The organism is Flavobacterium myungsuense (genome assembly GCF_042677265.1).
Taxonomy (GTDB): domain Bacteria; phylum Bacteroidota; class Bacteroidia; order Flavobacteriales; family Flavobacteriaceae; genus Flavobacterium; species Flavobacterium myungsuense.
In genome coordinates this window covers 110987-133932 of the sequence record NZ_JBHTIZ010000026.1, presented here as the reverse complement: position 1 = coordinate 133932, position 22946 = coordinate 110987, and the positions used below count along the sequence as shown (strand labels likewise).

The window sequence follows — 22946 nt, the reverse complement described above, 5'->3', positions numbered from 1 at the left end:
TTTTTTAAATAAGAAAGGATTTTTTTACGTCTAGTTTTCATATGAATACAGCAATACACCACTTAAAGTTTGCAAAAAATTTATAAAATTGGCGCTTCCATTTTTTTTGTAAAAATACTACCATAAAATATCTTTTTTCACAAGTATTATATCTTTGATATAGATTTCTGAGCAATTTGTGAAACACTTTAAAACAGATGTTTTACCTATTAACACTTTCATATTTCAACAATTAAAGCTATGATATGTAGAAACTTATCAACACGAAAACGTTTTCGCAAAAAGCATTACAGGTAATGTAAGTAAAAATTAATTTTTTTAATTTAAATTTATAATCTCAAAAATCTGTAATTGTATAAAAACAAGCTTGTTTTATTTTTTTATCAATAAAAATTTAGATAAAATTTTATAGGATTAAAGATTTTAAGAGATTTAGGCAGAAGCCTTTTATACTTAAAACAATTATTTCCTTAAAATACAGCATATGAAAAATTTTACTTTAAACTCAAAAAGCTTAGGTTTAATTCTAATTGCATTTTTTTTAATTGGAAACCTATCTTTTTCGCAGCCATTAATTAGAACTACTGGCGGATACGGACAATATGGATATATAGAAAAAGACGCAACAACTACAAACTTTCTAATTGGGAATGGAGGTTTTGGTAATATTTTTCAATACGGCGTTCGTACGTTCTTAGGAGGCCCAAATGTTACTAAATACAATTATTCGGGATCAGGAAGTTGTGCTAGGGGTGATGATTCAACAACCAATTATGATAATTCAACAAACGCAATGGTCGCTGGAAATATTTTGTATTCTTCAGTTTTTGTTCAATATTGTCCAGGTTACTCACATACTAATATGACACCAACGGTTCAGTGTTTTAATGAGCGGTCTTTTTTTGTTGTAGATGTAGATCCTAAAACAGATGCTTTAACAAGCAATGTTTGCTATTCATCTGCAAATTCAAATGTGGTATTAACATTTACTATTTCTAATGAAAACACAGCCGGTCAGGCTCTAAATAGGTTATGGCTATCTAATGACGGTTCAGCCTCAGAAGGCACTGATATAAATAATGCCGCATTTATGTTGTACTATGAGCCTGCAACAGGCGCAGAAGTCTTTGATGGATCTGAATCGTCGACTATACTCTATGGAGATTACGGTGGAAATTCTACTTCAAATAATCAATATGGTAATGATGCTTTAAACATTGCAATTCCCCAAAATACTACAGGAGGATTAAGATGTTATGTTGTGCTCAGAGGAACTGCAACTTATTTGGCAGCTTCTGCCATTAGTAAAACCATTCGATTAGGAATTATGGCCGATGGTATAAATATTACACCAAACAGAAACACTTCATTTTCAAGATTACAAATGGATTTCACTCGTTCAAGTGCTTCTTTTTTTACAATTAATAGTACTCCTTCTGTTCCACTAGCTATAACAGGAACTGCTGTTCAATCTGATAGCGCAACAAATCAAGCCTATAGCATACTTCCTGTAGCAGGAGCAACTTCCTACAATTGGGTTTTACCTGTAGGATGGACACAATCTGGTGGAGGAACAACCAATTCAATTTTAGTAACTGTTGGAACAACAGGGCAAAACGGAAATATTAGTGTAACCGCACAAAGTATTTGCGGAATAAGTTCCGCTAGAACCCTAGCGGTTACAGTAGTAAATGGTCCTCCAACAATGCCTTTAGCAATATCAGGAACAGTTTCACAAAACTCTACAACAACTTTACAAGTATATAGTGTGCTCCCTGTAGCAGGAGCCTCAACTTATACATGGACTGTTCCAGCGGGGTGGACAATTACAGCAGGAGCTGGAACAAATTCAATAACTGTTACAACAGGTACAGTAGGTCAAAGCGGAAACATTACTGTAACTGCAGGAAATGGTTTTGGTACTAGTGCACCGCAAACACTTGCAGTTATTATAAATCCTACTTATTCAGGTAAAGCCTTTTTTAAATTGAATGGTGCTGGGACACAATATTATGGGTGTAAATTAAATACAACATGTGACCCAGGACAAACCTCAGATTTAGCAGTAGGAGTGCCTGTAGTTGGGTCAATCTCTCAAGGGCAAAACTTTCAAATAGGAGGTAACATTATTCAGTCAGGAACTGTTTACACAAATGCAACTATGTATTACAGGGTTTTTAAAAGTGGAAATACTCCTCCAGTATATTCATCTAAATCACTAGTAAATATTGGTGCTCCAGGTAACGGTTGTAATGGAGCTGACAGAAAATGGGAAATAAGTGAGTTGCTTACCACAATAAGTGCTGGCCAAAATAGTTTAGGTACTTCTGAAGGAGACGGAACCTATATTGTACAAATTTATTTTTCAGCTGACGATGGCGGATTTACGTATGATTGGTATAAATTAGGAACATCTCCTTTTTCTGCTTCATTTAACGTGATCACTGTTACCTCTGTTGGCGAACAAGATATAAATGACGGGAATTATAATCCAACAGCAGCAAATACTAGCGGAATCTTTGAATCCTATATGGGAGTTTTAGTAGAAGACATAAACGGTAATCCAATTTTTGGCTTGAATAGGGTTTTTGATATGGACGGAGCTTTAGGAAGTACAAATAATTCTAATTTTGATTTTGGGATCCAGGATCCAGGATTGACTTTTAATGTTGGAACAGAAACCAAAGTTTTCACAAGAGGAACCCATACGGTTTGTGGTTGCAGCAGTTGGAGTTATGTTTATAATGCCGCCACAACAGCAGATCCAATAGAAACAGATTTTCCATTACCGCCAGCAAGTTTACTATTTACTTCGCAAACAAACGGTAAGTTTACATTAGTGAATTCTTCTGCAACTATAGGTTCAAATATACCATTTGTAGCTTCTGGCGGTAATGCATCAGGTTCAACATCTGATGGGGGCTATAACTCAAGTATAGATGTTGCACCTAATGTTATAACAAAATATAAAGATTATACAGATCCAGTTACCGGAACAGTTAATGCAATAAATACTCCTGTAAATCCTATAGGTTGTCCAACATGTTCGGGCGATTATAGAGTAGCTATAGCGATGTTAGCATGGGTAAGTACAAATGGAAACTGTTCTGATGCATCTAGTTTAATTTATCATAGAGATATTAATAAGAATAAAGTTACTTCTTCTGGAGTATTGCTGAATCCAAATCATAACAATGCACCAATAGCAAGTCCCGGGAATTCATCTAAAAACAGTTTACCAGGAACAAGTTTATTTTATGTTTCTAGTGTTAAAATTGGCGCTTCGGATGGTTTAAAAAAATGGGATGGTGCAAACTGGAGAAAATCACCTTTTTGGACAATAACGACTCCTCCAAGTAAAAAAAATGATATATTATTTGAAGCAAATTATTCTACTGCTGTAAGCGGCGATATAAACTGTAATGATATGACTGTAAACAATGGAGTTACAGTAACTATTGGACCTGATGATTATATAGAAGTATTAAATTCTGTTACTACATTAGGCACAGGGATAGGCAGAGGAAAGATTGTTATTGCTAGTTCTGGAAACTTAGTACAACGATGTGATGAAAAACCAGAGTTGGCTTACATAGAACATTTAAAAACAACAGGCTTAAAAAGAAAGTGGGATTATGAATATTGGGGCACACCAATAGATGAAAACATGTTCAGTACAAAGCCTTCTCCTTTTGATTTAGGATATTGGAGACAATCTGGTCCAGGTGGAGGATGGAGAACATTGACTTCCGGTGATATGAGTGTGGGAAAAGGATTTATTCTTAGAGTTTCTAATTTACCACCTTGGAATGTTGGTGCTGGAGGAACTACAAGTTGGCAAATAAACGGAACCGCCAATAATGGAATTGTAACAGTGCCTGTAAGCCAAGAAGATTATGCTACCAATCCTACAAATTATAATAATGGTGCTTTATTAGCCAACCCATATCCGTGTTCAGTAGATGGCTATAAATTTCTTACTGATCCAAGTAACTCAAATTTAGAGGGATCATTGTTTTTCTGGACTTCTGCAACTCAATACCCAGGAACAGGTGCTTATCAAGATCCGGATTATGCTGTTTGGAATCTTACAGGTTCAACTACTCCTGCAAACGGACTAACTCCTGACGGAAAAATTCCATCGGGCCAAGGCTTCTTTGTTAGGGTTATGACTAATGGAACTGCAGTTTTTAAAAACTACATGAGAGCAACAGATAAAAACACCATGTTTTACAGAAAATCTAAAGATGTTGTAGATAGATATTGGATAAACATAACAGATGGAGTAAGGCTCAACAGTCAAATTTTGATTGGGTATCTTGAAGACGCAACTAATGATTATGATAGAATGTTTGATGCACACAGAATGGGAGAAACTTCAATAGAATTGTATTCGTTATTAGGTAAAGAAAAATTATCCATAAACGGAAGAGTACCTTTTGACTCATCAGATGAAGTTCCATTAGGAATTAAACAAGTAGCAACTACACCCCAAGTTTTAACAATAACATTGTCAAATAAAGAAGGAATATTTAACGACGGAACACCAATTTATTTATACGATAAATTTTTAAATACGTATCATAATCTTCAAGAGTCATCGTATACCTTTACAGCTTCTACACTCGAGGACAACGAAAGATTTAAATTAGTATATATAAATCAATCTTTAAAATCAAATGATTTTGAAAACACAAACGCAATTGCATATATTAAAAATAGAAAGTTAACTATTTCTAGTAATTCAACTATTAGTAAAGTAACAATCTTTGATATTTCAGGTCGAACGGTAGCTGCTTTTAATAATAATGCTACAAGTAATAAATTTATTTCTGATTTTAATTACTCCAACGGAATCTATATCGCTAAAATTGTTTTAGAAAACGGTAAAGTAATTTCTCAGAAGATAATGAATTAAAGATGTTAATGTATTTATTAAAATAGTTTTAAAATCCGTAGCAATACGGATTTTGTTTTTTAAACACATTATCTTTGTAGCGATAATAACAAATATGAACACAACAGATTTAATTAATAAAACTGTCCTTTTTGTAAAACACGAATTAAAAGATTCTGAAGGCGGACACGATTGGTTTCACATAGAAAGAGTATATAAAAATGCGCTATCTATTTCAAAAAACGAGAAATGTGATGCAACAGTAGTAGCTTTAAGTGCATTACTTCACGATATTGCCGATAGCAAGTTTCATAATGGTGATGAAAATATTGGTCCAAAGAAAGCTCGTGAATTTTTAGAATCTCAAAGCGTTTCCGAAGAAATTATTTTTCATGTTGTTTCTATCATTAAAAACATTTCTTACAAAGGGGGTAATTTTGAAAAACAATTTCAATCTATAGAGTTAGATATTGTTCAGGATGCCGATAGATTAGACGCTATTGGAGCTATTGGCATTGCTAGAACTTTTAATTACGGGGGATTTAAAAACAGACCTTTATATAATCCGATCATTGCTCCAAATCTTCACATGAGTAAAGAGGAATATAAAAATAGTGATGCCCCAACCTTGAATCATTTTTATGAAAAATTACTTTTATTAAAAGATAAAATGAATACAGAAACAGGGAAACGAATAGCCCATGACAGACATCATTTTATGGAGTTATTCTTGTCGCAATTTTATGCAGAATGGGATGGTGAAAAGTAATTTTATCTATAATAAATAATCCCAAAAATTTTCTTTATGAATAACTTGAGTGGTTTTTGGGTTGTACATAGAAGTAAAAGATTTAGTAAATTTTACTTTTACATTTGGATTGTATTTTATTTCATAAGCATTGATTTCATTGTTTTTTATTTCTAAAAAATCTATTTCTGCGTGTTGTGTATTTCGCCAAAAATAAGTGTCTTTGTATTGATTTTCATAGGATAATTTCTTTTTTCTTTCGCTAATTACAAAATTTTCCCATAAGGCTCCTACATCATCTCGTAATTCTATTGGTGTAAAATTTTTGATGATTCTGTTTCGCAAACCATTATCCCAAAAATATACTTTTCGGCTTTTTCTAATCTCATTATCTTGATTTTTGCTAAAAGCGTTCAAACTAAAAACAATGAAGTTTTTTTCGAGTATGTCTATATATTTTTCAACAGTTATTCGGTTTATTCCCAAATCATTCCCTAACGAACTATAATTGATTTCACTGCCAATTCTAAAGGCTAACATTTGAACCAATCGTTGCAAAGGAGCTGATTTTTTTATACCTTCAAGATTCAAAATGTCCTTATATAAAAAACCATCTACTAAATCATTAAGAGTTTTTTCTTCTTTTCCGGGATTATTAACCACTTCCGGATAATATCCAAAAACCAATCGGTGAGGTACCAATCTTGTTTCTTCAATGAAGTTCGTATGATTGACCATTTCTTGGTAACTAAATGGAAAAAGTTGTAGTTCTTCTTTTCGTCCAACCATGCTTTCTTTGGTCTTATCAGCAAGTTCAAAAGCACTACTCCCAGAGGCAATTACTTGAATTTCCGGAAAATTATCGACCATTCGTTTGATTAATAATCCAATATTATGAATCATTTGCGCTTCGTCAATTACAAGAATTTTATGGTTTCCAACTAATACTTTCAACCTGTCTGTTGTAATGTTTTCGAGTAAAAGTTGGGTATCGGGTTCATCGCCATTCAACCACAAATAGGAATTGTTCGTTATGGTATTTTTTATTAAAGATGTTTTTCCTACTTGTCTTGCGCCAAATATGAGTATTGCCTTCCCTTTAAAAAGATAAGAATCTATTTCTTTTTGTTGTGTTCGATGTATCATTTTACATTTATTTACAGTGCAAATGTACTAAAAAACATAATAATATGATATTTCAACATTAAAAAAACATAATTATACGATATTTAAATATTAAAAAAATATAATAATTTGATATTTTGTGGATTGGTTTACTCTAAAGTAACTTTTAATAGCTGTTTTTTATTTTCTTTTCTACCCAAGAAGAAAATAGAGTTCCCAGATTTAATCCCATTTGAAACCATAAAAGGCACTTCGTTTTCTATTTCGTCAAGGATTTTTTGATATTCAAAATCGCCGTTTTTGCTTATCTGGATGACATTTAGATTTCTAACTCCTTTAAAATCAATCCGATTATTACTTATATCTTTTATTTTCTCTTTCGTATTAATAAAGAAAAACAAATCGTTATTTTAGTTTAAAATGGAAGAATAAGAAGTTTGACTAAAAGCAGAGGTGTCGTTTTGCTTTTTATTAATATTTCTTGCCCACATTAAATCGCCTTCAGAGTTAATTTTACACTTACAATATCGTCAAAATGATTGAATGTTTCTCCATAAATCCCTCCGAAATAGAGTCTGCCACTCACTCCACCCATATTCACTCCGCCAAACCCAGCACCACCATATCCTCCCCCACTAGCACTAGAAGTAGCATAAGACTCCTCTGCATTTAAAATGATGTCATTTTCAGGAGTGATTAATATATTTTTAAAATTTAAGTCCACTAATTCCTTATCCTTAACTGTTCCGTATTTATCAATAATAAATTGTTCTGTGAATGGGTTAAATTTTGAAAGATTTATCTCAAGATTATTTGGATCAATTTCAAAATAACTAACGCCTTTAAATTTATTCTCTTTTGAGTCTGAATAAAAGCCTATACAAACTATTTTTTTATTAAAAACAATGGATTTCAAAGAACCAATGAAATGATTTTTTATATCGAAAGATTTAGTTTCTTCTTTATTCTGCGTAAATTTTGTAATTTCAAATTGATATTTCCCGCCATCATCCTTATTTTTTACATCCTCAGAATAGGATTTGCTTAGTAAATATACAGAATTATTATCCTTTGCTAAATCAATATTTTGAAACACATGATTGCTATCCTTAATTTGTTTCTTATAAAGATGTTCCATTTTTTTATTTAAGTTGTCATCAAACAAAAACAATTTTAAGGTTTCAGAATTATCTATGCTCATGAAATCTATTGCAATAGAAAATACATTTTCATTTGCTATAATTGCAATTCCATTGGAGGTATCCGTAAAATAACCGTTTGTTTCACTTGCTAATTTTTTGTCGTTTTTATCTTTAGATAAATTTGAAAGTGAGAAACTCCCATATTGTTTTATTTCATCACGAGTTAACCTAAATAATTCTTTTTTTTCTTCTTTAAAATCAATTTTGCTAATTGAATTAGCCATACAGATATATGATTTCTCGATAACATCGTAATACATTTCAATAATTCTAATTGCATTTTTGGTTTTAAAGACCCCAAATGTAACCGCATATTTTTGAGAACTAGTGTGTGTTAATTGAAAATCAAATTCATTGATGAGATTTAAATTACTGTCATAATGCTCAAAATAGTATCCAGCGTTTGAAGAAATCCCACTGCCTTTATATGTACGAACTATCAAAACCCCTCCGTTTTCATCCACTTCGGATAATACAATATTTGACTCTTTAAATTCATCTTTAAAAATTTCGCTTTTTTGAATTTTAAAAGGAATATTTTGTGTAAAACTAAACGTCGATAAAAATGCAAAAAACAACAAATACGTAATTCTTTTCATAATGATAATTTCATAATTTTTAAGGTAATTGATTATTAAGAACTGAATAACGAAGACTTTCTTTATTTTCCTATAAACTCAGCCTTTCTTTTTTCTAAAAAAGCAGTAGTTCCTTCTTTAAAATCTCCGGTTCCAAAGCATTTTCCGAAGTTTCTAATTTCGGTTTCAAAACCATTTACACCGTCTTTATAATTGGCATTGATTGCTTTAATCGCTTTGCTAATGGCTAATGGAGAATTTTTAATAATTTTTGTTGCAATACTTTTTGTGAATTCTAAAAGCTCGGCTTGAGTCACTACATGATTGACTAAACCATAATTTTTTGCCGTTGTAGCATCAATCATTGCGGCGGTCATAATCATTTCCATTGCGCGCCCTTTACCAACTAATTGAGGCAAGCGTTGCGTACCACCATAGCCAGGAATTAATCCTAAAGAAACTTCAGGCAACCCCATTTTAGCATTATCTGAAGCTATTCTAAAGTGGCATGACATGGCTAATTCTAAACCTCCGCCAAGAGCAAAACCATTAATAGCTGCAATGACTGGTTTTTTCAGTTTTTCGATGAAATCAAATAAAAGTTCTTGTCCTTGCTCTGCTAATTGAGCTCCTTCAGCAATAGAAAAGTGGGCAAATTCAGCAATATCGGCTCCAGCAACAAAAGCTTTTTCGCTACTACCGGTTAAAATAATTACTCGGATATCGGAATTGTTTTCTAATGATTTGAAGGTATCATGCAATTCCTGAATAGTTTCAGAATTGAGAGCATTTAGTTTTGTAGGCCGATTTATGGTAATAGTTGCTATATTATTTTCTGAGGAAAGTACTATATTTGAGTAGTTCATTTATAAAAAAATTAAGAGTTAATTATAGGAAGGGAAACTGTAAAAGTAGTTCCTTTCCCGTATTGAGTTTCAAATGTAATTGTTCCTTTATAATTTTCAATAATGTTTTTTATAATTCCCAAACCAAGACCCATTCCGCTATTTTTTGTAGTAAATTTAGGTTCAAAAATTCTATCTATATTGAATTTTTCAATTCCTATTCCGTTGTCTTTTACTGAAATCTGAACATCATTTACAACTCTTTTTACTGTTACAACAATCTTTTTTTCTGTTTTTTCTAGAGGTATAGCTTGTATAGCATTTTTTACTAAATTAGTAATAATTCGAATTAATTGTGTACGATCCATCTTAGAGATAATTTCTTTTTCTAGACTTTCAAAAACAATATAATCTTCGTTAAAAATATCCAAAGCTAACTCTACAACTTCAACTACATTCAAAGTTTCATTTTGTTGTGCCGGCATCGAAGCAAAGTTCGAAAATGCAGAAGCTACTGAACTCATCGTGTCAATTTGCTGAATCAAAGTTTCTGAATAATCTTTTAGCTTTTGTTTTAAATCTGGATCATTGGCATCAAACTTTCGTTGAAAACTTTGAACCGTTAATCGCATTGGTGTTAACGGATTTTTAATTTCATGAGCTACTTGTTTTGCCATTTCTCGCCATGCTTCTTCTCGTTCGCTTTGCGCTAATTTTGTAGCACTTTGTTCTAGTTCGTCAACCATAATATTGTATGCTTTTATCAGTAAATTAATTTCTTTACTGTTAGCTTCCAATACAATTTTTTCATTTTTTTGGTTTAGACTCGTCTCGCTCAATTTGTCCGAAATTGTTTTTAGCGATTGTGTAATATAGGTAGAAAGAAAATAAGCCAAAGCAAAAGCAATTACTAGCATAAAGGAATATACTTGCCCTAATCGAATTAGGAAACTTTGTAATTCTTTGTCATAAAAACCATCGTCTTCTACATAAGGTAAATTTAAAATCCCTAAAGGTTTGAATTTTTCATCTTTTATTTGACTGTAAGACGAACGATTTTTCACACCATCTATATTCTTGATATCAACGTATCTTTTTTCAATAGATGATTGTACGAGTTTCAGAATGTATTTAGGAATAGGAGGAGAGACACTGTCTATAGAAAAAGAAGCTTTAGATGATTTTAAAAGCTTTCCGTTTAAACTGTATATATTAATTTCAAGATTGTGAATTTGTGCTAATTCATGTATTTTATCTTTAAAAATAAAGGGTAAATTATTTGAAGTTAGCGGATAAGTTGTAGTAGAAAGCACATAATTTATATGCTCTTTTATGGCGGTTTCCTTTCGTTCTAATCGCTCCTGATGATACTCTTTAGCTTCGTTTTTAAATTGAATAATAGAAATAGAAGCCATTAAAAGCGAGGCAATCAGGATCAATACAATCATCGAAAGGAAAATCCTAATTCGAAGGGAAAGCATTGACATTTTGAATCCTTTTGCCATAATTAGGATTTGTTATTTTCTCGAATTCGTTTGTAAAATTTGAACCCTAACATAATAATTATTGAAAATAAAAAAATACCAAGAACTCCATAAATCCAGTTAAAAGCATTTTTTAGAATCACTAAAAACACTACTGCAAATAATATTAAAGTTGCGCCTTCATTCCACAATCGCATAAAGTTAGAACCGTATTTAAAAGTGTCATTTTGCAATTGAGTATATATTTGTTGGCATTTGAGTTGATAAGCAATAAGTAAAACTACAAACCCAAGTTTAACGTGCATCCAAGGCATTTGTAGCCAAGTTGGTATTAAAATTAATAACCAAATTGCAAATAACGAAGCTAAAATCGCACTCGGCCAAGTAATGATGTACCACAACCTATAGGTCATTATTTTGTATTGTTTTTGAAGAATTTCTTTCTCAGGCGAAGGCTTATCGTTAGCTTCAATTTGATATACAAACAAACGTACAATATAAAACAAACCAGCAAACCACGTAATAACAAAGATGAGGTGAAGTGATTTTATGTAGTTGTAGTATTCCATTTTTTAAGTTTTTTGCCAGTCTTTAATCCAATCTACAACTGTTTCACACCATTCTTCATCATCATTCATACAAGGAATTGCCATAAATTCTTCGCCTCCATGAGCTTTAAATTCATGATTGGCCTCCATGGCTATTTCTTCTAAAGTTTCTAAACAATCTGAAACAAATGCCGGAGTTACAACTGCCAATTTCTTAATTCCTTTTTCAGGCATTTTATTTACTTCAACATCGGTATAAGGAGTCAACCATTTGTCGCCTGCCAATCGAGATTGGAAAGTTTGACTGTATTTACCTTCTGGAATTCCCAAATATTGTACTACTTGTTTTGTAGTTTCATAACATTGATGGCGGTAACAAAACTCGTGTGCTGGAGAAGGCGTGTTGCAACAGGAACCATCAATGGCGCAATGTGATTTAGTGATATCGGTTTTACGAATATGACGTTTTGGAATTCCGTGATATGAAAACAATAAATGATCGTATTCAAAAGTGTCTAAATGCTTTTTTATAGAGTTTGACAAGGCTTTAATATATCCAGGCTTGTTGTAAAAAGCAGGAACGATAGTAAAGGTCATTTCAGGAAAATGTTTCTGGCGCAATTCTTCGGCTAAAACCAAAATGGTAGTCGTAGAAGCCATAGCATGTTGCGGATATAAAGGGAAAAGCATCACTTCTGTTACACCTTTGTCTTTTAGTTCTTGCAATCCTTTTAAAATGGTCATAGTGCCATAACGCATGGCTAAGGCGACAGGAATATTTGTTAAGGCTTGTACCTTTTTTTGCATTCTTTGAGAAATCACTACCAAAGGTGAGCCTTCTTTCCACCATATTTTAGCATAAGCCGCCGCCGATTTTTTAGGACGTGTTTGTAAAATAATACCACGAACCAATAAGGCACGTAGCAAAAACGGAACGTCTATAACGTATTTGTCCATTAAAAATTCATCTAAATAAGGCTTTACATCTTTTGCTGTTGGGCTTTCTGGTGATCCAAGATTAACTAATAATACTCCTTTCATATGTGTTTTTAATTTTTATAAATGTACTGAAACTTCTTTTTTCTTTATTTAATTAACAATTTTTTATTGAATGTTTTATGATACTATTAATTGTTTGGGTTAATTGACATCAAATATTTTTTTGGTGTTGTCGCAAATTTCTTTTTGAAAGCCGCTATAAAATGACTTCCGGTGCTATAGCCTATTTTCAATCCAACTTCATTTACATTGTACGACCCAGAATCTAATAATTGTCGGGCATAATTCATTTTGTAATCAAATAAAAAACCATAAACAGTATCGCCATAAATTTGTTTGAAACCCATTTTTAGTTTCTTTAAATTCAAACCAATTTGATCAGCTAACTCCTGTAATCCTGGAGGTTCAGCCATATTCGAAATTATAATTTCCTTGGCTTTTTTAATTTTTAATACGTTTTCTTCGTCTATTAAAAAAGGACATTGCTCTGCATTTGGATCTTCATTTCTGTTGAAAAATAAACTCAATAATTCATACCCTTTTCCTTTGTAGTAAAGATTTTTTATTGATGGATTTAAATTATAATGAAACATTTGGTTGAGTACAATTGCCATTGACGGACTAATATTTTCTTCACCATAATATTTTTTATCACGATTTTCGGCACTCAAAAAAGGAATATGATCGGAATGGGTAGAAAATAATCCATGAAACTTTTTAATAGAAACTAAAATAGTAATCAACCAAGATTTTGGAGCAATTTCTATGTGCAATGGTAATTCTTTTTGAGGATTGTAAAAAAGCAAAGATTTTTCTTCTTTCAATTCCAAAGTATAATTGCCTTGATTGAAAATAAATTTTGCACTTCCTTTCAGTCCAAAATGAAATTGAATCAAACCAATATCTACTTGACGTTCAACAATAATCATTTCATCACTGTCGTTTTGAAATCGAATTAGGGTAAAATCATTTTCAACTGTTATTACTTCCTGAGAACTCATAGCGATATTTTTTTTACGTTGAATACGGAAAAGAACCAATTTTTATTTTCTATTTATTTAGAATTAATCTAAACTAAAAAGTTTATAAGTATTGATTTTAGTACAAAAATAAAATATTTAACGATAAAAATCATATTTATTGACAAAATATCTCACAGCGACACAAAAAGAACTTATAGCGTTACTTTTATAAAAAGGATAGCGATACTTTTGTCTTGTATTAGTAGTAATAGTATTTTATGGAAAACGGAATTATATCAAAGCATACCACTTTCTACTCCATTGGTTTGAGTTACAAGAAGGCGGATGCTGATATAAGAGGAAAATTTAGTGTTGATACTCAAGCTAAATCGCAGTTATTGCTTCAAGCCAAACAAGAAGGAATCGAATGTTTGATTGTTACTTCTACATGTAACAGAACCGAAATTTATGGTTTTGCACAACATCCATTTCAACTTATAAAATTGCTATGTGAAAATAGTAAAGGCACCGTAGAAGAGTTTCAAAAAGTGGCTTATGTATACAAAAATAAAGAAGCCGTTTCACACATGTTTCGTGTTGGAACAGGTTTAGATAGTCAAATTTTAGGAGATTTTGAAATTATTAGCCAACTTAAAGCTGCTTTTGTAGCAAGTAAATCATTAGGTTTAGTAAATAGTTTTCTAGAACGTTTAATAAACGTCGTTATTCAGGCAAGTAAAAAAATAAAAACCGATACTGAGATTTCTTCTGGAGCAACATCAGTTTCATTTGCTGCCGTGCAATACATCATGAAAAATGTAGAGCAAATAGGAGAAAAAAACATCTTGCTTTTTGGAACTGGAAAAATAGGCAGAAATACCTGCGAAAATCTGGTAAAACATTCCAAAAACGAACACATTACCCTAATCAATAGAACCAAAGACAAAGCAGAAAAATTAGCAGGAAAGTTAAATCTTGTTGTAAAAGATTATGCCGATTTGCAATTGGAACTTCAAAAAACAGATGTTGTTGTTGTGGCAACTGGAGCTCAAAATCCAACTATTGATAAAGCCATTTTGAATTTAAAAAAACCATTGTTGATTTTAGATTTGTCAATTCCTAAGAATGTCAATCAAAATGTTACAGATTTAAATAATGTTACTTTAGTTCATTTAGATGATTTGTCTCAAATTACGGATGAAACATTAGAAAACAGAAAATTACATATTCCGGCTGCAGAAGCGATTATCGATGAATTAAAAGAAGAGTTTATAACTTGGACACAAGGAAGAAAATTTGCTCCAACAATTCATGCACTCAAAGCAAAACTCAATACAATTAAAGATTCTGAGCTTAATTTTCAACGTAAAAAATTATCTAATTTTGATGAAGAACAAGCTGAAATCATTAGCAATCGTATCATTCAAAAAATCACCAATCATTTTGCCAATCATCTCAAAGCGGATGATACTATTGTGGATGAAAGTATTGAATGGATTGAAAAAATATTTCAAATAGAAGCTTCTGCCAAATAATGAAAAAAACGATACGCATTGGAACTCGTGATAGCGAACTAGCACTTTGGCAAGCGCATCATGTCGAAAAAAAACTCAATGATTTAGGGTATAAAACTCAAATTATTGCCGTTAAATCACAAGGAGACATCATTCTTGACAAACCACTTTACGAATTGGGAATTACAGGAATTTTTACCAAAACTCTTGATGTTGCTATGATTAATGGGCAAATTGACATTGCAGTCCATTCTATGAAAGATGTACCAACTGCCTTGCCTATTGGAATTGTACAAGCAGCAGTTTTGCAAAGAGCCGACGAAAAAGATATTTTAGTTTATAATAACAATCTCGATTTTCTAGAAGCAGAAGGAATAATAGCAACAGGAAGTTTGCGACGCCAGGCGTTTTGGTTAAACAAATACCCCAATCACAAAGTAGAAGATTTACGAGGCAATGTCAACACAAGACTGCAAAAATTAAAAGAAAATAACTGGAATGGAGCCGTTTTTGCGGCTGCAGGATTAGAACGAATAAATATCAAACCGTCTAATTTTGTGAATTTAGATTGGATGATTCCCGCACCAGCTCAGGGCGCAATGGTGGTACATGCTATGTTAAATGACGAATTTTGTAAAGAAGCTATTGCTGAGTTAAACGATCTTGAAACCGATATTTGTACCTACATTGAAAGACAATTTTTAAAAACGCTTGAAGGCGGTTGTACGGCACCCATTGGGGCTCTAGCAAAATTTTGGGAAGATGAAATTTTGTTTAAAGGAATTTTATTATCTATTGATGGAAAGCAAAAAATAGAAATCGAAAGAACAGTTCCTATTCAAGAATGGAAGAAATTGGGTTACCATTTAGCACAAGAAATTTTGAATAACGGTGGCGCTGAATTGATGAAAAACATTAAAGAAAGTCTGAAAAAATAATGAGCGATCCAATCAAAATAGCTTCCACCAAAATACTTTCTAGCAGTCAAAGGGAGGAATTATTGAATACTAACTTTGAAGTTTATGAAGCCGATTTTATCAAAACCACCAGCATCGATTTTGATTTAAATACTATAAATGACAATTTGATTTTTACAAGCCAAAATGCTGCTCAAAGTGTCCTGCTCCATTCAAAACACGAAGATTTAATCCAGAAGCTTCGGGAAAAAAATGTTTTTTGTGTTGGGATAAAAACCAAAGCTTTATTAGAAGAAAATGGATTTAATATTATTGTATATGTTGATTATGCTTCCGATTTGGCAGAGATAATCACCTTAATTTACAGTAATGAGAGTTATACTTTTTTTAGTGGTAATTTGAGAAAAGAAACTATACCCAAAGCATTAAAAGAAGCCAATATTCAACTCAATGAGATTCAAGTGTACGAAACTACTTTGACACCACACAAATTAGAAGTACCAGTTGAAGGACTTCTGTTTTTTAGTCCTTCTGGAGTTGAAAGTTATTTATCTGAAAATAAAATAAAAAAAGAAGTTTGTTTTTGCATTGGCGAAACCACAGCAGAAGCATTAGCAACAGTAACAAAAAATATAAGAATTGCTGAAAATCCTTCAATTGAAGACTTGATTTTAGAAGTAATTGAAGAATTTAAATAACAATTAGGATTTCCTGCAATGTTTTTTTAACCTTGTAGGTAAAAATATAAAACCATCAATAAATAAACTTACACTATTTTTAAAACTTTGTAGGATAAATAAAATAAAATGATCAAAAACGACCTTTTTCTAAAAGCCTTAAAAGGAGAAACTGTGCAACGTCCACCAGTTTGGATGATGCGTCAAGCGGGTAGATATTTACCAGAATTCATTGCATTGAGGGACAAATATGATTTTTTCACGCGTTGTCAAACGCCAGAATTGGCTGCTGAAATCACCGTGCAACCCATACGAAGAATTGCTCCTGATGCCGCAATTTTGTTTTCGGATATTCTCGTTGTGCCACAAGCCATGGGGATTGAAGTGTTGATGAAAGAAAGTGTTGGGCCATTTTTACCCAATCCTATTCGTACGATACAAGACGTTGAAAGAGTAGTTGTTCCGGATGTTCACGAGACTTTGGGTTATGTTTTTGATGCCATCAAATTAACGAAACAAATGTTGAATGATGAGGTGCCATTAATTGGTTTTGCAGGGTCACCATGGACCATTTTTTGTTATGCTGTTGAAGGCAAAGGCTCTAAAAGCTTTGATACGGCTAAAGGATTTTGTTTTTCACATCCAGAAGCAGCACATGTTTTATTGCAAAAAATTACCGATACGACTATTTTATATTTGAAAGAAAAAGTAAAAGCAGGTTGCAATGCCATCCAAATTTTTGACTCTTGGGGCGGCATGTTATCGCCAGTAGATTATCAAGAGTTTTCATGGAAATACATCAATCAAATTGTAGAAGCTTTAGCTGACATGACTCCTGTAATTGTTTTCGGAAAAGGATGTTGGTTTGCACTTAATGAAATGGGAAAAAGCAAAGCTTCTGCTCTTGGAGTAGATTGGACATGCTCGCCAAGAAACGCCCGTTATTTATCAGGTGGAAATATCACTTTGCAAGGGAATTTCGATCCGTCAAGATTGCTTTCGCCAATTCCTACCATTAAGAAAATGGTGCATCAAATGATTGACGAATTCGGAAAAGACAAATACATTGTAAATTTAGGTCATGGTATTTTACCCAATATTCCTGTGGATCATGCCAAAGCGTTTATTGACGCTGTGAAAGAATACAATCAATAATGAAAAATAATTTCTACCAATACATACTAAATCTTCAGAACCAAATCTGTAAAGGATTGGAAGATGTTGATGGTGTAGCCCAATTTCGTGAAGACATTTGGACTCGACCAGAAGGTGGTGGCGGAAGAACGCGTGTGATTGAAAACAGTCAAGTTTTTGAAAAAGGAGGTGTAAACATTTCAGCTGTTCATGGCAAATTGCCTGACAGTATGCAAAAATTATTCAACGTTGGTGAAGCCGATTTTTTTGCTTGTGGATTGAGTTTGGTTATTCACCTAAAGAATCCAATGGTGCCAACCGTTCACGCTAATTGGCGTTATTTTGAAATGTATGACGATAACGGAAATGTAATCAACAGTTGGTTTGGCGGCGGACAAGATTTAACACCTTATTATTTGTTTGAAGAAGATGCGATTCATTTTCATCAAACCTGTAAAATCGCTTGCGACAAACATAATCCTGAGTTTTATTCAAAATTCAAAAAACAATGTGACGACTATTTTTGGAATGCACACCGAAACGAAGCACGCGGAATCGGCGGATTATTTTTCGATTATTGTAAAGCAAACGAATACATGACGATGGAAGATTGGTTTAACTTTGTAACAGAAGTGGGCAACAGTTTTCTAGAAGCCTACGTTCCAATTGTGGAAAGAAGAAAAAATTTAGAATACACACCCGCACAACGTACGTGGCAAGAAATCCGTCGTGGTCGTTATGTCGAATTCAATTTGGTGCACGACAAAGGCACTCTTTTCGGACTCAAAACCAATGGTCGAATTGAAAGCATTTTGATGAGTTTACCACCACATGTTCAGTGGGTTTATGACCATCATCCAGAGATGGGAAGTGAAGAAGAGAAATTAATTAAAGTATTAGAAAATCCTAAAAATTGGATTGTAGATTGATGATTAACGATTTTTGATTGCAGATTTTCTATCTTCATCAATTTGTTTTAAATCATAAATCAGCAATCGCTAATCTAAAATCATAAATCAAATGTTCCCACTAAGAAGAAACCGTCGTTTACGTTCCAACGAAAGCATCAGAAGTCTAATTCGTGAAACCATTATTTCGCCAAATGACTTTATCGTACCGCTTTTTGTAGTGGAGGGTTCGAATGTTAGAGAAGAAATTCCTTCCATGCAAAATTACTTTCGTTTGAGTTTAGACCATCTCGAAAAAGAAGTCAAAGAATTATGGAAATTGGGTTTAAAATCGGTATTGTTGTTTGTAAAAGTTCCAGATAATTTAAAAGACAATCAAGGAAAAGAAGCTTTAAACCCGAATGGATTGATGCAACGTGCCATTAAAACCGTTAAAAATGCTTGTCCAGAAATGATTGTGATGACCGATGTGGCTTTAGACCCTTATTCTGTTTATGGTCATGACGGAATTATCGAAAATGGACAAATAGCTAATGATGCAACATCCTTATTTTTAGCAGAGATGAGTGTTGCTCATGCACAAGCTGGAGCAGATATTGTAGCGCCAAGCGATATGATGGACGGCCGAATTCTTGAAATACGGGAAGCTTTAGAAGACAATGGTTTTATCAATACCGGAATCATGAGCTATTCAGCAAAATATGCTTCGGCACATTACGGACCGTTTAGAGATGCTTTAGACAGCGCTCCCGTAGATTTGCAAAACATTCCAAAAGATAAAAAAACCTATCAAATGGATTATCACAACCGACTTGAAGCTATTCGCGAAACGCGTATGGATATAGAAGAAGGCGCCGATATAGTAATGGTCAAGCCTGGAATCGCTTATTTGGATATTGTTCGTGAAGTGAAAAACATGTCAGAAGTTCCAGTAGCGGTTTACCAAGTATCGGGTGAATATTGCATGATTAAAGCCGCAGCTGAAAAAGGATGGATTGACCACGATGCGGTTATGATGGAACAAGTTACAGCTATCAAAAGAGCCGGTGCCGATTTAATAGCCAGTTATTTTGCAAAAGATGTGGTAAAGTTAATTTCTTAAAAAATGAAAAAAATTATTTTTATTTCTTTCGCCAGTTCACTAATTTTTGTGTCTTGTAAAAAAGAGGAAACGAAAGAAACTGCTACTAAAGTTCCTCAAAATTCAGTTGATTTAGGCAAGGAACTTTTTGAAGGAAAAGGGAATTGTGTTGCCTGCCATTTAGTAGATCAAAAAGTAATTGGACCAAGTATTCAAGAAATTGCAAAAATATATAAAGATCAAAAGGGTAACATGATTGATTTTCTTAAAAATGATGCCAAACCTATTGTTGATCCAAGTCAGTATGAAGTCATGAAAACCAATTTTACCATTACCAAAGCAATGTCAGACAAAGAGTTGAGCGCCATTGAAACTTACATTTACTCGCATTCAAAATAAAATAATTTCTTGGTGCTCTTTGCTAAAAACTTTGCGCTTAAATTTTCACATTCATGGAAACCTGTTTTATAAATTCACCTCTTGGAATTACCAAAATTGCAGGTGATGATAACGGTATTTCAGCAATTTCAATTTTAGAAGAAGGCACTATTTCGGCTGTAATTCCGTCTGTTTTGCAAGAGGCAGTTGTACAACTTCAAGACTATTTCAGAAATGAAAGAACCGAGTTTACTTTCAAAACTAATGCAAAAGGAACCGATTTTCAACAAAAAGTTTGGCAGGAATTACTTCATATTCCCTACGGAACCACTATTTCGTATCTAGATTTGGCTAAAAAATTAGGCGACGCAAAGGGTATTCGAGCAGTAGCTTCAGCAAACGGTAAAAACCCACTTTGGATTGTCGTTCCTTGTCATCGAGTGATTGGCACTAACGGTTCACTTACTGGTTATGCAGGAGGTTTATGGCGCAAAAAATGGCTCTTAGAACACGAAAATCCAACCAATCAACAAAGTTTATTTTAAAACAAACAATTTAGATTGCTTAGATTTATTAGATTTGTAATAAGTATAAATCTCTAAAAGCCTAAACCATGATAGAAAAAATCCGATTAGATAACATTCTTTTTTTAGATATTGAAACCGTACCAGAAGAAGAAAATTTCAATTCGCTTGATGCCGAAATGAAACAACTTTGGGAGCTTAAAACCCAATACCAGCGCAAAGAGGAATTTTCAGGCGAGGAATTTTATGAAAGAGCTGGGATTTGGGCCGAATTTGGTAAAATCGTCTGTATCTCAGTTGGCTATTTTACCTTGAAAGGTGATATTAGAAACTTTAGAGTCACTTCTTTTTTTGGTGATGAAAAGAAAATACTTCATGATTTCATCAATCTTTTAAACAATCACTTCAATCAGCCACAGCATGTTTTGTGCGGGCATAATGCTAAGGAATTTGACATTCCGTTCATTGCTCGTCGAATGATTATTAATCAAATCGCTATTCCAAACAAGCTGAATTTATTTGGCAAAAAGCCATGGGAAATCCCACATCTAGACACTTTAGAATTATGGAAATTTGGTGATTACAAGCATTTTACTTCTTTGAAACTATTGACTAAAATACTTGGGATTCCTTCTCCAAAAGGCGATATCGATGGCAGTCAAGTAGGTCATGTTTTTTATGTAGAAAAAGACATTGACCGCATTGTAACCTACTGCGAGAAAGACACGATTGCTGTAGCTCAAATTTTCTTGCGATTACGAAGAGAAGAGTTGTTGATTGATGATGAGATAATTCATGTGTAATAACAATGGCAATGGCAAAATGCAATAACAATATGTAAATATATTCGATTTTTGATTTTGATTGACTTTCAAATTCTTTTATCGACATTGCTATTGAATTTTGTAATTGTTATTGATTTATTACATTTACAAAAATTATAAATTATGGTATTAAGTAGATTTTGGCTCGCTATTTTTATTTCTTCAATTGTTTTTGTAGTTTTTAATTTGTTCTTTGGCAACAGCTATACAATAGATTATGTTTTAAACGGAAAAAAAGAAGATCCTATTTTACTTTCCGAAAAATATATTTCCGAAGTTCCAGTATTCATTAAAGACAGCATTAAAAATGCTCCAGACCAAACGATGGTCGTAAACCGAGATACTTTAAATGCCGATACAACTTATGTTTTTAAAAATAAAACAGTAAAAATATTTAGCGGCGTTCAAAAATCAGATGGACTTTTGCCCACATGTAAAGCTACCTTGTTTGATTTAATTTTACCATTAATGGCATATTTGGCCTTTTTCTGTGGTTTGATGGAACTCTTAATTATTTCTGGAGCCTCCGGGAAATTAGCTAAAGTATTGAGTCCGGTGTTTGTAAAAGTGTTTCCGAGTATTCCTAAAAACCACCCTTCTATTTCTTACATGACCTTAAATTTTGCCGCCAATTTTTTAGGCTTAGATTCAGCCGCTACGCCATTCGGACTTAAAGCGATGGAGAGTTTGCAAACTATAAATCCGGAAAAAGACAAAGCGAGTGATGCCCAAATTATGTTTATGTGCTTGCATGCTTCAGGGCTAACTTTAATTGCAACTTCAATCATAGGCTATCGAGCTGCCGCCAATGCAACAAATCCAGCCGATGTGATGCTACCTTGTATCATTACCTCATTTATTGGGACTATTGCTGCTTTTCTTATTGTAGGGATTAAGCAAAAAATTAATTTCAAAAGTGCTTCTTTGGTTCTAGGATTGATGGTGTTAATTGCAGCAATTGTTGGTTTGTTAATGTATGTAAACCATTTGGATTTAATTGGCAAAAACTACTTTACCTCTAATCTTTCCTCTTTAATATTAGTAGTGATTATAGGTTTCACCTTAGTTTTTTCCTTTATCAAAGAAAAGAAATTTACAGAAGCTAAAACTACTGTTTATGAAACTTTTGTTGTAGGAGCTAATAATGGTGTAAAAACAGGAGTTACTATTTTTCCTTATGTTTTGGGTATGTTAGTGGCGATTTCGTTATTTAGAAATAGTGGTTTATTCGAAATCATAAGCCACTGGATTTCTTTTGGTTTCTCTAATATAGGGGTAAGCAAAGAAATCACTGATGCTTTGCCAGTGGCTCTTCTTAGACCATTTAGTTCGGCAGGATCAAGAGGCTTTCTGATAGATTCTATGAATACTTTTGGTGCCGATTCTATGACAGGAAGACTTAGCAGTATTTTTCAGTGCAGTGCCGAAAGCACCTTTTATGTAATTGCGGTTTATTTTGGTTCCGTAAATATAAAAAACACCCGTTATGCATTAGGAACCATGCTTCTTGTAGATGTGATTTGTGTAATTACGGCGATTTTTGTTGCAGGATGGTTTTTTTAAGATAAATTATGACTCCTTTATTCAGAAAGTTAATTTTT

20 protein-coding genes are annotated in these 22946 nt (G+C 33.0%); 12 read left to right on the top strand and 8 right to left on the bottom strand.

The features are described 5' to 3' along the window. Positions 1 to 484: 484 nt before the first annotated feature. Both ACFQ0S_RS10825 and ACFQ0S_RS10820 read left to right on the top strand, forming a co-directional pair. Positions 485 to 4918 (top strand): T9SS sorting signal type C domain-containing protein, encoded by a 4434-nt coding sequence (locus ACFQ0S_RS10825; RefSeq protein WP_379757519.1) that lies wholly within the window; start codon positions 485 to 487, stop codon positions 4916 to 4918. Positions 4919 to 5012: 94 nt separating this feature from the next. Next, entirely contained in the window at positions 5013 to 5666 is a 654-nt protein-coding gene (locus tag ACFQ0S_RS10820) for an HD domain-containing protein (protein ID WP_379757516.1), read from the top strand. A gap of 6 nt (positions 5667 to 5672) precedes the next feature. On the opposite strand, the gene ACFQ0S_RS10815 is transcribed toward ACFQ0S_RS10820, so the two are convergent. The 8 genes from ACFQ0S_RS10815 to ACFQ0S_RS10780 form a co-directional block, all read right to left on the bottom strand. Next, entirely contained in the window at positions 5673 to 6791 is a 1119-nt protein-coding gene (locus ACFQ0S_RS10815; protein WP_379757513.1) for an ATP-binding protein, read from the bottom strand. 128 nt (positions 6792 to 6919) lie between these two features. After that, the gene (locus ACFQ0S_RS10810) at positions 6920 to 7171 is read right to left on the bottom strand and encodes a hypothetical protein (RefSeq protein WP_379757510.1); all 252 of its coding nucleotides are present in this window, start codon (positions 7169 to 7171) and stop codon (positions 6920 to 6922) included. 89 nt (positions 7172 to 7260) lie between these two features. Continuing rightward, positions 7261 to 8571 (bottom strand): hypothetical protein, encoded by a 1311-nt coding sequence (locus ACFQ0S_RS10805; RefSeq protein WP_379757507.1) that lies wholly within the window; start codon positions 8569 to 8571, stop codon positions 7261 to 7263. Positions 8572 to 8633: 62 nt separating this feature from the next. Then, complete coding sequence (locus ACFQ0S_RS10800; protein ID WP_379757504.1) at positions 8634 to 9416, bottom strand: enoyl-CoA hydratase/isomerase family protein; 783 nt, start codon at positions 9414 to 9416, stop codon at positions 8634 to 8636. 11 nt (positions 9417 to 9427) lie between these two features. Next, positions 9428 to 10900 (bottom strand): sensor histidine kinase, encoded by a 1473-nt coding sequence (locus ACFQ0S_RS10795; RefSeq protein WP_379757501.1) that lies wholly within the window; start codon positions 10898 to 10900, stop codon positions 9428 to 9430. Between the two features lie 2 nt (positions 10901 to 10902). Beyond that, the gene (locus ACFQ0S_RS10790) at positions 10903 to 11448 is read right to left on the bottom strand and encodes a CopD family protein (RefSeq protein WP_379757498.1); all 546 of its coding nucleotides are present in this window, start codon (positions 11446 to 11448) and stop codon (positions 10903 to 10905) included. Positions 11449 to 11451: 3 nt separating this feature from the next. Further along, entirely contained in the window at positions 11452 to 12468 is a 1017-nt protein-coding gene (gene hemH, locus ACFQ0S_RS10785; protein WP_379757495.1) for a ferrochelatase, read from the bottom strand. A gap of 86 nt (positions 12469 to 12554) precedes the next feature. Then, positions 12555 to 13427, bottom strand: coding sequence for a helix-turn-helix transcriptional regulator (locus tag ACFQ0S_RS10780; protein ID WP_151107005.1), 873 nt, complete (start codon positions 13425 to 13427; stop codon positions 12555 to 12557). Between the two features lie 239 nt (positions 13428 to 13666). Between ACFQ0S_RS10780 and hemA the strand changes: the two genes are divergently transcribed. The 10 genes from hemA (at position 13667) to ACFQ0S_RS10730 (ending at position 22908) form a co-directional block, all read left to right on the top strand. Next, positions 13667 to 14923, top strand: coding sequence for a glutamyl-tRNA reductase (gene hemA / locus ACFQ0S_RS10775; RefSeq protein ID WP_379757492.1), 1257 nt, complete (start codon positions 13667 to 13669; stop codon positions 14921 to 14923). After that, complete coding sequence (hemC, locus tag ACFQ0S_RS10770; RefSeq protein WP_379757909.1) at positions 14920 to 15840, top strand: hydroxymethylbilane synthase; 921 nt, start codon at positions 14920 to 14922, stop codon at positions 15838 to 15840. Before hemA ends, hemC begins: the two co-directional genes overlap by 4 nt. After that, positions 15840 to 16517, top strand: a complete 678-nt coding sequence (locus ACFQ0S_RS10765; RefSeq protein ID WP_379757489.1) for a uroporphyrinogen-III synthase — start codon at positions 15840 to 15842, stop codon at positions 16515 to 16517. Before hemC ends, ACFQ0S_RS10765 begins: the two co-directional genes overlap by 1 nt. A gap of 108 nt (positions 16518 to 16625) precedes the next feature. After that, on the top strand, positions 16626 to 17651 hold the full coding sequence (gene hemE, locus ACFQ0S_RS10760; RefSeq protein ID WP_151107001.1) for a uroporphyrinogen decarboxylase: 1026 nt from the start codon (positions 16626 to 16628) through the stop codon (positions 17649 to 17651). Continuing rightward, the gene (hemF, locus tag ACFQ0S_RS10755; protein WP_379757486.1) at positions 17651 to 18559 is read left to right on the top strand and encodes an oxygen-dependent coproporphyrinogen oxidase; all 909 of its coding nucleotides are present in this window, start codon (positions 17651 to 17653) and stop codon (positions 18557 to 18559) included. Before hemE ends, hemF begins: the two co-directional genes overlap by 1 nt. 91 nt (positions 18560 to 18650) lie before the next feature. Then, complete coding sequence (gene hemB, locus ACFQ0S_RS10750) at positions 18651 to 19640, top strand: porphobilinogen synthase (RefSeq protein ID WP_379757483.1); 990 nt, start codon at positions 18651 to 18653, stop codon at positions 19638 to 19640. A 3-nt stretch (positions 19641 to 19643) separates the two neighbouring features. Beyond that, positions 19644 to 20018, top strand: coding sequence for a c-type cytochrome (locus tag ACFQ0S_RS10745; protein ID WP_379757480.1), 375 nt, complete (start codon positions 19644 to 19646; stop codon positions 20016 to 20018). A 53-nt stretch (positions 20019 to 20071) separates the two neighbouring features. Next, positions 20072 to 20542 carry a methylated-DNA--[protein]-cysteine S-methyltransferase gene (locus ACFQ0S_RS10740; protein WP_379757477.1) on the top strand — a complete coding sequence of 157 codons (471 nt, stop codon included), beginning with the start codon at positions 20072 to 20074 and terminating at the stop codon, positions 20540 to 20542. A 68-nt stretch (positions 20543 to 20610) separates the two neighbouring features. Next, positions 20611 to 21324, top strand: coding sequence for a 3'-5' exonuclease (locus ACFQ0S_RS10735; protein ID WP_379757474.1), 714 nt, complete (start codon positions 20611 to 20613; stop codon positions 21322 to 21324). Between the two features lie 144 nt (positions 21325 to 21468). Beyond that, positions 21469 to 22908, top strand: coding sequence for a nucleoside recognition domain-containing protein (locus ACFQ0S_RS10730; RefSeq protein WP_379757471.1), 1440 nt, complete (start codon positions 21469 to 21471; stop codon positions 22906 to 22908). Positions 22909 to 22946 lie beyond the last annotated feature (38 nt).